Source organism: Sphingomonas sp. Ell38C01 (assembly GCF_055231975.1).
Map to the genome: position 1 here is coordinate 1,764,889 of NZ_JBUYVA010000001.1, position 12,820 is coordinate 1,777,708.

11 protein-coding genes are annotated in these 12,820 nt (G+C 70.1%); 8 read left to right on the forward strand and 3 right to left on the reverse strand.

What is annotated here, in order from left to right; all coding sequences use genetic code 11:
- Positions 1 to 120 precede the first annotated feature (120 nt).
- The 8 genes from ACV7NO_RS08270 to mprF all read left to right on the forward strand — a co-directional run bounded on the left by ACV7NO_RS08270 (position 121) and on the right by mprF (position 10,364).
- The gene (locus ACV7NO_RS08270) at positions 121 to 372 is read left to right on the forward strand and encodes a hypothetical protein (protein ID WP_463405525.1); all 252 of its coding nucleotides are present in this window, start codon (positions 121 to 123) and stop codon (positions 370 to 372) included.
- The gene (locus ACV7NO_RS08275; protein ID WP_463405526.1) at positions 365 to 1,120 is read left to right on the forward strand and encodes a prepilin peptidase; all 756 of its coding nucleotides are present in this window, start codon (positions 365 to 367) and stop codon (positions 1,118 to 1,120) included. The genes ACV7NO_RS08270 and ACV7NO_RS08275 overlap by 8 nt, the downstream gene beginning before the upstream one ends.
- A complete protein-coding gene (locus tag ACV7NO_RS08280) occupies positions 1,117 to 1,548 on the forward strand; it encodes a hypothetical protein (protein WP_463405527.1) in 432 nt (143 codons plus the stop codon). The genes ACV7NO_RS08275 and ACV7NO_RS08280 overlap by 4 nt, the downstream gene beginning before the upstream one ends.
- A 19-nt stretch (positions 1,549 to 1,567) precedes the next feature.
- Positions 1,568 to 2,974: a coniferyl aldehyde dehydrogenase gene (locus ACV7NO_RS08285; RefSeq protein ID WP_463405528.1), complete on the forward strand. Its 1,407-nt coding sequence runs from the start codon at positions 1,568 to 1,570 to the stop codon at positions 2,972 to 2,974.
- 254 nt (positions 2,975 to 3,228) lie between these two features.
- Positions 3,229 to 6,561, forward strand: coding sequence for a glycosyltransferase (locus tag ACV7NO_RS08290; protein ID WP_463405529.1), 3,333 nt, complete (start codon positions 3,229 to 3,231; stop codon positions 6,559 to 6,561).
- A gap of 58 nt (positions 6,562 to 6,619) precedes the next feature.
- Positions 6,620 to 7,399: an AcvB/VirJ family lysyl-phosphatidylglycerol hydrolase gene (locus ACV7NO_RS08295; protein ID WP_463405530.1), complete on the forward strand. Its 780-nt coding sequence runs from the start codon at positions 6,620 to 6,622 to the stop codon at positions 7,397 to 7,399.
- Positions 7,400 to 7,437: 38 nt separating this feature from the next.
- Positions 7,438 to 7,851, forward strand: a complete 414-nt coding sequence (locus ACV7NO_RS08300) for a DUF2147 domain-containing protein (RefSeq protein ID WP_463405531.1) — start codon at positions 7,438 to 7,440, stop codon at positions 7,849 to 7,851.
- Positions 7,852 to 7,892: 41 nt separating this feature from the next.
- Positions 7,893 to 10,364, forward strand: a complete 2,472-nt coding sequence (gene mprF, locus ACV7NO_RS08305) for a bifunctional lysylphosphatidylglycerol flippase/synthetase MprF (protein ID WP_463405532.1) — start codon at positions 7,893 to 7,895, stop codon at positions 10,362 to 10,364.
- Here mprF and ACV7NO_RS08310 read toward each other — a convergent pair.
- The 3 genes from ACV7NO_RS08310 to ACV7NO_RS08320 all read right to left on the reverse strand — a co-directional run bounded on the left by ACV7NO_RS08310 (position 10,361) and on the right by ACV7NO_RS08320 (position 12,619).
- A complete protein-coding gene (locus tag ACV7NO_RS08310; protein ID WP_463405533.1) occupies positions 10,361 to 10,942 on the reverse strand; it encodes a hypothetical protein in 582 nt (193 codons plus the stop codon). The genes mprF and ACV7NO_RS08310 overlap by 4 nt on opposite strands.
- A complete protein-coding gene (locus tag ACV7NO_RS08315) occupies positions 10,939 to 11,892 on the reverse strand; it encodes a cation diffusion facilitator family transporter (protein ID WP_463405534.1) in 954 nt (317 codons plus the stop codon). The genes ACV7NO_RS08310 and ACV7NO_RS08315 overlap by 4 nt, the downstream gene beginning before the upstream one ends.
- Positions 11,893 to 11,953: 61 nt before the next feature.
- Complete coding sequence (locus ACV7NO_RS08320) at positions 11,954 to 12,619, reverse strand: L,D-transpeptidase family protein (RefSeq protein WP_463405535.1); 666 nt, start codon at positions 12,617 to 12,619, stop codon at positions 11,954 to 11,956.
- Between the last annotated feature and the right edge of the window lie 201 nt (positions 12,620 to 12,820).

Sequence of the window (12,820 nt, forward strand, 5' to 3'; positions counted from 1 at the left end):
ACAAATGTTTGGCGGGGATCTAGGCGTGGTGGCATCGGGTTGCAAACCCCGTCCCCGCGTTGATTCCGATCAGCGCGATTGTCGTGCCGGATTGCAAAGCCAAGCGTCTACGCCCTGCACATGGACACACTCACCACCGCCCTGAAATGGTTCGCATCGATCAGCGGGATGATCGCGGCGCTGATGGTGGCGGCGGACTATGGGCGGCGCACGACGGGGTGGGGGTTCGTGCTGTTCCTCGCCTCGTCGGTCGCGTGGATCGCGGGGGCAGTGCTGGCGAAGGACGGGGCGCTGGGGACGCAGAATGCGGTGATGTTCGCGATCAACCTGTTCGGGGTCTATCGGTATCTGATACGCGAGGCAGGTGCCTGATCCATTCCTGTGGCCCGTTGCGCTGGGCATCCTCGGCGCGATCATGGGCAGCTTCCTCGCGACGCTGGTGATCCGCTGGCCGCAGGGGCGATCGGTGATGCGCGGGCGATCGGCATGCGACGGGTGCGGGCGGACGCTGGCGTCGTGGGAGCTGGTGCCGTTGCTGAGCGCGGCGGCGTCGCACGGGCGGTGCCGGACGTGCGGGGCGGGGATCGATGCGCGACACTGGCGGATCGAGGCGCTGGCGGCGGGGATCGGGGTCGCCTCGGGGCTGGCGGTGACCGGACCGGCGGCGGTCGCGGGGGCGGTGTTCGGGTGGGTGTTGCTGGCCTTGGCGGCGCTCGATCTGGCGGAGATGTGGCTGCCCGATGCGTTGACCGCGACGCTGGCACTGGCGGGAGCCGCGAGCGCGATGGCGGGGGTCGAGCCGGGGCTGGCGGATCGCGCGATCGGCGGGGCGGTGGGCTTCGCGTCGCTGTGGGCGATCGGGTCGGGATATCGGTTGCTGCGCGGGCGCGAGGGGCTGGGCGGGGGTGACCCGAAGCTGTTCGGCGCGATCGGAGTGTGGCTGGGGTGGCGGATGCTGCCCGCGGTGCTGCTGATCGCGGCGCTGGTGGGGCTGGGGGCGGCGCTGTGGCTGCGGGCGCGGGGGCGCGACGTGGCGGCGGATACCGCGCTGCCGTTCGGCGCGTTCCTGGCGATCGCGGCTTACCCGGCGTGGCTGGCCATGATAGTCTTCGCGCCATGATCGCCGCCCTGCTCCTGCTGCTCGCCGCAGACCCGCCCAAGCCGCCCGCGTCGATCGACGGGTTGCCGGTCGGCGGGCTGGCGCAGCAGGCGCTGCCGTCGAAGGGGTGCGCGGCCTATCTGTTCAGCACGGGGACGACGAAGGCGCTGGTCGCGATGGCGGTGGCGGACCCCGCGACGCTCCGGATCGCGCTCGACGGCGAGACGCTCGACTATGCGAAGGCCGCGCAGTCCGGCGAGGGCGGGTACGGGCTGGCGGGATCGACCGAGTACCGGCGCGGCGACACGGTCGCGACGCTCGACCTGACCGTGTCGACGCGCGGCGGGCTGACGGGCGGCGCGCTGGTGCCCGAGGCAACGCTGCGGATCGATCGCGCGGGCAAGGACAGCATCGTGATGCCGATCGCGGGAATGATCGGCTGCGCGTAACATAGCAGGGGGGAATGGCATGGATGCGATACTGGCCGGGCAGCGTGCGGCGTTCATGGACGCCCTCCCCGAACCGCTGTCGACACGCAAGGACCGGCTGAAGCGCGCGGTGGCGATGATCGCGGACCATGCCGACCGGTTCTGCGACGCGCTGAGCGAGGATTTCGGGCATCGCAGCCGCGAGCAATCGATGCTGACCGACATCGCGGGATCGGTGACGCCACTCAAGCACGCGATCAAGCATCTCGATCGCTGGGCGAAGCGTGACCGGCGACCGGTGCAATTCCCGCTGGGCCTGCTCGGCGCGAAGGCGTGGGTGGAGTATCAGCCCAAGGGCGTGATCGGGGTGATCGCGCCGTGGAATTTCCCGGTGAACCTGGTGATGTCGCCGCTGGCGGGGATCTTCGCGGCAGGCAACCGCGCGATGGTGAAGACGAGCGAGTTCACGCCGGTGACGGGGGCGCTGTTCGAGGAGATCGTCGGCGCCTATTTCGCGCCCGACGAGCTGGCGTTCGTGTCGGGCGGTGCGGAGGTGGGGAAGGCGTTCGCGGCGCTGCCGTTCGATCACCTGCTGTTCACCGGCGCGACCGGCATCGGCAAGCATATCCTGCACGCCGCGGCGGACAATCTGACGCCGGTGACGCTGGAGCTGGGCGGCAAGTCCCCGGTGATCGTCGGCAAGGGTGCGGACGTGAAGACGGCGACCGAGCGGGTGGCGCTGGGCAAGATGCTGAACGCGGGTCAGATCTGCCTCGCGCCCGATTACATGCTGGTGCCCGCCGAGCAGGAGGCGGCGGTGGTCGACGGGCTGCGCGCGGCGGCGTCGGCGATGTATCCGACGCTGCTGTCGAACCCGGACTATACCGCGATCGTCAACGACCGGCATTTCCAGCGGCTGACCGACTGGGTGGAGGATGCGCGCGCGAAGGGGGCGACCGTCGAGGTCGTCAACCCGGCGGGGGAGGACTTCACGGGCACCAACGCGCGCAAGATGCCGCTGCATATCGTGACGAACGTGACCGACGACATGACGCTGATGCAGGAGGAGATCTTCGGCCCCATCCTGCCTGTGCGGCGCTACACGGGGATCGACGCCGCGATCGGCGAGGTGAACCGGCGTGACCGTCCGCTGGGCCTCTATTATTTCGGCCCCGACGGCGACGAGCGGCGGCGCGTGCTCGACCGGACGATCTCGGGCGGGGTGACGCTCGACGACGTCGTCTTCCACGTGTCGATGGAGGAGCTGCCGTTCGGCGGGGTCGGGCCGTCGGGGATGGGGGCGTATCACGGGGCGGAGGGGTTCCGCACGTTCAGCCACGCCAAGGCGGTGTACAAGCAGTCGCGGCTCGACGTCGCGAAGCTGGCGGGGTTGAAGCCGCCCTATGGTGCTGCGACGCGCAAGTCGGTGGCGCGGCAGATGGGGTAGGGTGGATCGGCGGATCGCACGTCGTCTATCGAGCGATGTGCGTATTCCGGTCGGCTTCGTCCTGCCCCGTTCGTTTCGAGAGACGTCGAGAAGCGTTGCGCGGGCGTTCGTGGCGCGTTTCTCGACTACGCTCGAAACGAACGGACGGAGTAAGTCCAAACCACGTGCCGCAAGCGCCAGGGTGCAGTCACATGACGGCTTTGTCATGGCGGCGACACGGCGCTTTCCGATGCTCTCGCCTACAGGCCTGACCCATGTCCCGACCCGTCTTTTTCGATCCCAGCGGCGCGCGCAAGCGGCGCTCGATGCGCGGCGTGCTCGCGCTGATCCTGATCCTCGTCGCGACCGCGGCGGTGTTCGCGACGACGATCGTGATGGTGCCGGCAGGCAAGCCGCTGCCCATCGCGTTCGAGCGTGCGCAGCCCGCGCCGCTGGCGGCCAAGATCGCGGATATCCGGCACGGCGTCGGGCGGCGGCTGCGCAACCTGGGGTGGCTGCCGCACAAGACCGCCAAGGGCGCGGACGGGCGGCCGTTGACGGTGGGCTTCTACGTATCGTGGGACGATGCCAGCCGCGCGTCGTTCGAGCGGCACGTCGGCGAGCTCGACTGGGTGGTGCCGTCGCAGTTCAGCGTCAACGGTCCGGCGCATCAGCTGGTGCGCACGCCCGATGCCAAGTTCGACGCGGTGATGGCGGGCGCGGCGAAGCGCCCCGCGGTGCTGCCGATGGTGCAGAACGCGGCCGATGGCGTGTGGGACGGCGCAGGCGCAGGCGCGCTGCTGCGCGATGCGAAGGCACGCAAGGCATTCGTCGCCCAACTGGTGGCGGCACTCGACCAGCAGAAGGCGGCGGGCGTCGTCTATGACCTGGAGAGCCTGCCGGAGAATTCGCTGGCCGGGTATCGCGCGCTGATCGCGGACACGCGCGCGGCGCTGGCGGCGACGCACCGGCTGGTGACGGTGACCGTGCCCGCGGGCGATCCGGCGTGGGACCTGAAGGCGTTCGCAAAGGTGGCGGACCGGCTGTTCCTGATGAACTATGACGAGCATTGGCAGGGCGGGACGCCGGGGCCGATCGCGTCGCAGCCCTGGTTCGTCGCGCAGCTGCGCCACGCGATCGGCGAGATCGGGCGCGACAAGCTGATCGTGGCGGTGGGCAGCTATGCCTATGACTGGCACGGGGGCGCCACCGACGCGCTGTCGATGGAGGAGGCGTGGCTGGCCGCGCACGACAGCGGCGCGCAGGTGACGTTCGATCCCGCCAGCGGCAACACCAGCTTCGCCTATACCGACGAGGGCGGCCAGCAGCACAGCGTGTGGATGCTCGATGCGACCGCGGTGTGGAACCAGCTGGCGGCGGTGAAGGCGGGGCGCGTCGGCGCGGTCGCGCTGTGGCGGCTGGGCAGCGAGGATCCGGGCGTTTGGAACGTCTTCTCCTCGTGGCGCAATGGCCAGCATCCCGCGCTGTCGGTGATCCAGAGCGGAGCGAACGTCGACGTGGAGGGCAATGGCGAGATCCTGCGCATCACCTCCACCCCGGCGGCGGGCGCGCGGACGGTGCAGTTCGATTCGCACGGGCTGATCCGCGACGAGACGTTCCAGCGCTATCCGCGACCCTATGTCGTGCACCGCGTCGGCGACCGGCCCAAGATGCTTTCGCTGACGTTCGACGACGGCCCCGATCCCGACTGGACGCCCAAGATCCTCGATGTGCTGAAGGCGAAGAAGGCGCCGGGGACGTTCTTCATCGTCGGTGAGAACGGGCTGGCACACCCATGGCTGCTGCGGCGGATCGTCGCGGAGGGGAGCGAGATCGGCAACCACAGCTATACGCATCCCAACATGGCGGAGGTGTCCGCGCGCGGCATCTCGCTTGAGGTGAACGCGACGCAGCGGCTGATCGAGGCGTATACCGGGCGATCGACCCGGCTGTTCCGCGCACCCTATTTCGGCGACGCCGAGCCGACGACCGCGGACGAGCTGGACCCTGCGCTGGTGGCACAGGAGCGCGGCTATACCGTCGTCGGGCTGCATGTCGATCCGGGCGACTGGAAGCGCCCAGGCGTGGACACGATCGTGAACCAGACGATCGCGCAGGTGCTGGCGGGCGACGAGGAGCGGTCCGCGAACGTCATCCTGCTGCACGACGGCGGCGGGGACCGTGAGCAGACGCTGGAGGCGCTGCCGCGGATCATCGATGGCCTGCGCGCGCGCGGGTATGATTTCGTGCCGGTGTCGACGCTGGCGGGGCTGAGCCGCGCGCAGGTGATGCCGCCGATCGCGGGCGAGGACCTGCTGGCGGTGCGCGCCGACGTGGGCGTGTTCGCGGCACTGGCGTTCCTGGCGTGGACGCTGAAATGGATGTTCTTCGTCGCGATCGCGCTGGGGATCGGGCGGGCGGTGCTGATGGCGTCGCTGGCATGGTGGGGCGCGCGCGCCGAGCGCGGCGTCGTGCCGCCGCCGATGGCGCCCGACCGGCTGGTGTCGATCATCATCCCCGCGTGGAACGAAGAGCGGGTGATCGTCTCGTCGGTCGAGCGCGTGCTGGCGAGCACCGAGGCGACGATCGAGGTGATCGTGGTCGACGACGGATCGACCGACGGTACGAGCGCGGTGGTGGCCGAGGCCTATGGCGACGATCCGCGGGTGCGGCTGATGACGCTGGCGAACGGCGGCAAGGCGGCGGCGCTCAACCGGGCGCTGAAGGAAGCCAAGGGCGAGATCATCGTCGCGCTCGACGCCGACACGCAGTTCGAGAAGGAGACGGTCGCGCGGCTGGTCCGCTGGTTCGACGATCCCGAGGTCGGCGCGGTCGCGGGCAATGCGAAGGTGGGCAACCGCGTGAACCTCGTCACGCGCTGGCAGGCGGTGGAATATGTGACCGCGCAGAATGTCGAGCGGCGCGCGCTGGCGCGGTTCGACGCGATGACGGTGGTGCCGGGCGCGGTGGGCGCGTGGCGGCGCGCGGCGCTCGACGCGGTCGGCGGCTATCCCGAGGACACGCTGGCGGAGGACCAGGACCTGACGATCGCGATCCAGCGCGCGGGCTGGGCGGTCGAGTACGATGTCGACGCGGTGGCGTGGACCGAGGCCCCCGAGACGTTCCGCGCGCTGGCCAAGCAGCGCTTCCGCTGGGCGTTCGGAACGCTGCAATGCCTGTGGAAGCACCGCGCGATCCTGCGCACGCGCGAGCCCGCGGGGCTGGCGTTGGTGGGCCTTCCGCAGGCGTGGACGTTCCAGATCGTGTTCGCCGCGATCTCGCCGCTGATCGATCTGGCGCTTGTCATGTCGATCGTCGGCACCGCGGTGCGCGTGCAGCAGCATGGCTGGGCGCAGACGCAGAGCGACGTGCTGCTGATGGCGATCTATTGGGTGGCGTTCACCAGCATCGACATCGTGTGCGGCTGGGTGGCGTACCGGCTGGAGCCGCGCGAGCGGCGCTATCCCGCGCACCTGCTGGTCGCGCAGCGGTTCGTCTATCGCCAGCTGATGTACTGGGTGGTGCTGAAAGCGATCGCGTCGGCGATCGGCGGGTTCTGGATCGGCTGGGGCAAGCTGGAGCGGACGGGGCGCGTCGGGGCGGCATGACGCTTTTGTCATGGCGGTGCCACCGCCGCGACAGGCGGCGCGGCGCAGAGGAACGGGGATGAAACAGGCCGTCATCCAGGAGCATCGCCCCGGCGGTGCGTTGCGTCGCAGGATCTGGTGGATCGCGGGCGGAATCGCTGCGCTCTTCGTGGCGACCGTCGCGTATCTGGCGGTGACCGCGGGATTCTTCGATCGCGACGCGTTTCGCCTCTATGGCGCGGACGGACGGCGGCATTCGGTGGCGGTGTTGCTGGTGTCGGGCGACATGGGGCTGCGCTACGGCATCGGCAGCTTCACGACCGAGGCGCTGGCGAAGCGGGGCATCGAAGTCGTCGGGCTCAACTCACCGACGCTGTTCGGGACGAAGCGGACGCGCGCGGAGCTCGATGCGATCATCGCGGGCGCGATCCGGCAGGCGATGGCGCGGACCGGGGCGGACCGGATCGTCGTCGTCGGGCAGAGCTATGGCGCGGATATCGCACAGACCGGGCTTGCGGACCTGCCGCAGGACCTGCGTGCGCATGTCGGCGCGCTGATGCTGGTGGTGCCGGGGCGCACCGTCTATTTCCGCGCCGACCCGAGCAACATCGCCTACACTGGCACGCCCGATTCGCTGGGCCCGACGACCGCACGGACGCTGACCTGGCTGCCGGTGACGTGCATCTATGGCGATCGCGAGCATGACAGCCTGTGCCCGGTGATGGACCTGCCGCACGCGCGGATCATCGCGATGCCGGGCGGGCACTTCCTGAACAACGACCATCCGGGGGTGGTGAAGCATCTGATCGACGCGATGGCTGCGGACGTGCCGGGCGCGATCGCGACGGGGAGGCGGTGATGTACGGGGCGGGGACGATGACGGGGCGGGGGAAGAGCATGAAGACGATCGGGGGAACGATCTGCGCGGTGATCGCGACGCTGGCGGCGGCCGCGCCTGCGAACTCGGCGGAAAGCGCGACGGTGCTGGGGACGTGGCAGAATCCGCGCGGGACGCTGGCGGTGCGGACCGCGCCGTGCGGCCCCAACCTGTGCGGCGCGATCGTGTGGGCGAGCGACCAGGCGCTGGCCGACGCGCGCGAGGCGGGGGTGAACGCGCTGATCGGGACGGAGCTGCTCCAGAGCTATACGCGGCTCGACCGGGCGAGCTGGGCCGGGCGCGTCTATGTCCCCGACATGGGGCGGACCTTTTCGTCGCGCCTCGTCCAGACGTCGCCGACGACGCTCAAGATCTCGGGCTGCCTCGTCGGCGGCTTCCTGTGCAAGTCGCAGACGTGGCACCGCGTCTCATAATCGCGCGCGCGGCCGCCGTCGCGCAGGCGCATCGTCGGGTCTTGATCCTCGCCGTCGTGGCGTTCGTCGCCGCGCTGGCGTTCGAGGCGCTGCGGCTGGTGTTGCGCGAGGTGCATCTGTCCGATGTACGCGCTGCGCTGGGCGCGATCCCGCCGATGCGGATCGGTATCGCGCTGGCGCTGACCGCGACGAGCTATCTGGCGTTGACGGGGTATGACTGGATCGCGCTGCGCGTGATCGGACGTGCGCAGCCTTGGCGGATCGCGGCGACCGCCTCGTTCATCAGCTATACGCTGAGCCACAATCTGGGGCTGTCGATGCTGACCGGCGGGTCGGCGCGCTACCGCGTCTATACCGCCGCGGGGCTGGAGCTGGGCGACGTCGCGCGGGTGAGCGCGATCGCGGGCGCGGCGTTCTGGGGCGGGATCGTCGGCGCGGGCGGGCTCGCGCTGCTGCTCGCGGCGGACCCGCCCGCGCCGCGCTGGATCGGCGCGCTGCTGCTCTTGGCGCTGGCGGCGATCGCGATCGCGCGGGCGAGCGGCATGACGCGCGTGACGCTGCTCGGCTGGAGCGTGCCGCTGCCCGCGCCCGCGCAGATGGGCGCGCTGTTCGCGCTGTCGGTGCTCGACCTCGCGGTCGCGTCCGCGGCGCTGTTCGTGCTGGTGCCGGGGCTCGACGCGGCGACCTATCCCGCCTTCTTCCTCGCCTATGCGATCGCGATGGTCGTCGCGCTGGTGACGCATGTGCCGGGCGGGCTGGGCGTGTTCGAGGCGGTGGTGCTGGCGATGGTGCCGGGCGACCGGACCGCGGTGTTCGCCGGGCTGCTGCTGTACCGGATCGTCTATTATCTGGTGCCGCTGGTGCTGGCCGCGGTGCTGGCGGCGGGGCTGGAGGGCGCGCGGTTGCGGCGGCCGATCGGGCGCGGGCTGTCGCTGCTCGACCGCGCGGCGCGCGCGATCGCGCCCGCGGCGGTGACCGGGCTCGTGTTCGTCGGCGGGTTCGTGCTGCTGGTGTCGGGGGCGTTGCCGGGGGTGAAGGCGCGGCTGGGCGATCTCGATTCGCTGGTGCCGCTGCCGTTCATCGAGGGGTCGCATCTGGCGGGCAGCCTGGTCGGCACCGCGCTGCTGCTGATCGCGCCGGCGCTCAACGCGCGGTTGCAGAGCGGCTTCCACGCGGCGCGGGTGCTGCTGGTGGGCGGCGCGGTGTTCTCGCTGATGAAGGGCGTCGACTATGAAGAGGCGGCGCTGCTGATCGGGATCGCGGGGCTGCTGCACTATTGCCGCGCAGGATTCTATCGCAAGGGCGCGCTGCTGAGCGAGCCGATCAATCTCGGCTGGATCTTCGCCGCGGCAGTGGCGATCGCGCTGAGCGTGTGGGCGGGGTTCTTCGCGTACAAGCGCACGCCGTACAGCGACGACCTGTGGTGGCGGTTCGCGCTCGATAGCAACGCGCCGCGCTTCCTGCGCGCGAGCTTCGCGGCGGGGATCCTGCTGACCGCGACCGCCTTCTGGCACCTGCTGACGCGTGCGTCGGTGCCGAAGGAGGTCGAGGCGCTGGACCCGGAGGTGGCGGCGCGTGCCTTGGCGTTCGCGGAGCGGACCGATGCGAACCTGGCGTTCACGGGCGGCAAGCGGTTCCTGGTGTCGGTCGCGGGGGATGCGTTCCTGATGTACCAGATCCGCGGGCGGACCTGGGTAGTGATGGGCGATCCCGTCGGCCCGCGCGCGGCGTGGAACGAGCTGGTCTGGGGCATCCGCCGCGCATGCGATGCGGCGCGCGGGCGGCTCGTCTTCTATCAGGCGAGCGAGGCGATGCTGCCGCTGTTCGTCGAGCTGGGGCTGGGCGCGATCAAATATGGCGAGGAGGCGCAGGTGGCGCTGGCCACCTTCACGCTGGCGGGGCCGCGCGCCAAGCCGCTGCGGCACGGCATCCGGCGCGGCGAGGCGGCAGGCCTGCGGTTCGAGATCGTGCCCGCGGCCGAGGTGCCCGCGCTGATGCCCGAACTGCGCGCGGTTTCCGATGCGTGGCTCGACGAAAAGGGCGCGCGCGAGAAGCATTTCAGCGTCGGCGCGTTCGATGCGGACTATCTGGCGCGCTATGACCTGGCGCTGTTACGCGACGATGCGCGGATCGTCGCCTTCGCCAATATCTGGACGACCGCGGACCGGACCGAGTTGTCGGTGGACCTGATGCGGCACGTGGGCGACGCGCCATATGGTGCGATGGACATGCTGTTCGCGCGGTTGCTCGGCTGGGGTGCCGAGCAGGGCTATGCGCGGTTCAACCTGGGGTTGACGCCGCTGGCGGGGTTGCAGGCGGGGCGGCTGGCGCCACTATGGGCGAAGCTCGGGCATCTGGTGTTCGCGCATGGGGAGCGGCTGTACGGGTTCGCGGGGCTGCGCGCGTTCAAGGCGAAGTTCGCACCGACCTGGGTGACGCGCTACATCGCCGCTCCGGGGGGCGTGGAGCGTGCGCGGGCGATGATCGACCTGTTGCGGCTGGTGAGCGGCTAGACCCGCCGGCCGAACTCGCGGAGGATGAAGTCGTAGACTGCGGGCATGTTCGCCTGCACCGCTGCGCGGGTGAGGGGCGGACGGGCGGCGCGGCCGTGGAGCACGACGCTGGCGCTCATCGCGAGGAACTCCGAGATGTTGGAGTACATATAGGCGCTGGCAGGCCAGTGCGGTGCGGCGCGTTCGGCGGCGAACGCGGCGCGCAGCGGTGCCAAGCGCGGGGTGTTGGCCAGCATCGAAAAGTGCCAGCGGTGGATCAATTCGTGGAGCAGCACCGGGTTGTCGTCGGGGAAGGGGGCGCGGGTGACGACGACCTGTGGATCGCGGCCGGCGTGGCTGCCTTCGCCGGGCGCCGCGCTGACGACGATCGTCTGGCGCGCGAAGAAGGCGAGGATGTCCGGGCGGATCGGGAGCGCGCGGACCATCGCGATCTGGCGTGCGAGCCGCGCGGCGATGGCGGGATCGGCAGGCAGGCCCTGCCAGTCGATCGGATAGTCGCCGGTCGGTACTGCGATTGCGGATGTCGGGAATGTCGTGGCAACGACCGTCGCGGCGAGCAGCGTGCGGCGGTCCATCATCGCGTCACCTCCGGCGTCGGCAGTTGCGTCGCGTCCTCGCGTTTCTCCGGACGGATGTAGATCGAGGCGAGCATCGGCTGGTCGGCCTTCAGCTTCGCCTCGATGCCCTCGATCAGCGTCTCGCCGGCACCCATCGTCATGGAATCCTCGAAATCCGCGCTGATCGCCACGAAGATGCTGTCGGGGCCGGTGTGGATCGTGCGGACGTGGTTGACCGCGACGATGCACGCTTCCGCCTCCACGACGCTGCGGATGCGCGCGATGATCGCGGGATCCGCGCGTTCGCCGATCAGCAGGCCCTTGGCCTCGCGCGCGAGCAGCATCGCCACGAGCGCGAGGACGCCGCCGATCGCGATCGAGGCGACGCCGTCGATCCGCGCATCGGCGTAGTGGTGGCTGGCCCATACGCCGACGCCCGCGATGACGAGGCCGATCAAGGCGGCCGAATCCTCGAACAGGACGATGAACCCGGACGGGTCCTTCGATTCGCGGACCGATTGCCACCAGCCGCTCTCGCCCTTGCCGCGTGCGAAGGCACGGACCGCGAGCGCCCAGCTGGTGCCCTCCAGCGCGAACGCGATCGCGAGGACGATGTAGTTGACGGTGGGATCGAACAGCGGCTCCGGCTCGACGATGTGGAGCCAGCCCTCGTAGATCGACACGACCGCGCCGACCCCGAAAATCAGGATCGCGACGACGAAGCTCCAGAAGTACAGCTCGCGCGCATAGCCGAAGGGGTGGATCGCGTCGGCCGGGCGTTTCGCACGATGCTGGCCCCAGAGCAGCAGGACCTGGTTGAAGCTGTCGACGACCGAGTGGATCCCCTCGGTCAGCATCGCGGACGATCCGGTGATCCCCGCCGCGACGAACTTGGCGACCGCGATGCCGAGATTGGCGAGCAGGGCGGCGATGATGACGATGCTGGATTCGCGTTCGGTGGGCTTTGGCATGCCCGGCGTTATGCGGGGCGTGGGGGACGGGCGCCAGTTTCTTCTCCCGGAGACGGGAGGGTTACGCCGCCGTGATCGCCTTGCCGAGGTCGAGCCGCTCGCCATGCGTGACGATGACCGTGTCGCCCAGCTTCACCGCGCCGAACAGCTTCTTCGCGAACGCGGTCGGAACGCCGACGCAGCCGTGCGTGACCTTGCCGATCGCGACCGGACTGCCGTGGATCGAGATGCCGTCGTTCGTCAGGCGGAGCATGTAGGGCATCGGCGCGTCGTAGAGGTTGCTGACGTGGTCGGCATCCTTCTGCGTGATCGTGAAGACGCCGAGCGGAGTGGGCTTCTCATCGGCGCCGTAGACGACCACCGCGGTGCCGATCTCGTACCCGCCGCGAAAGACCGAGATGGTCTGCGCGCCGACGTCGACGGTGACGACCATCTGGCCGGGGGGCACGCCGGCCTCGTCCCAATAGAACTGGCCGTAGCGGAAAGGCTCCGGGATCCGGAGTATGCGCTTGATGGTGTAGGGTGCCTCGGTCGGGACTGGGGTCGGGACTGGTGTCGAGGCCGGGGCGAAATCGGGCGCGGGTTTGACGGCCGGTCCGGCGGGGACGCGGACAACGGCTTTTGCAGGCTGCGGTATCGGGGCGGGCGCGTAGGCCGCGGCGAGCATGGCGGCGGTGCCGAGCGCGGCTACGCCTGCCAGGATTCCGATCGCGGTTCGCTTCGCCATGCCGTCCGATCGCGCATCGCGGCGCGCGACGCCAGTGGCGGTTATGCCACGTCCCGGGACGGGACGGCGGGGGCAGGCGTTAACCGCCCGTCCGATCACGTCGGGCGAACGCGTCTCAAGCGCACGGAAGTGGGCGAGCACGGCATTGCAGTTTCAGGGGGATACCCTGTCGGGGACCGCGACGAAGCCCCGCCACATGAG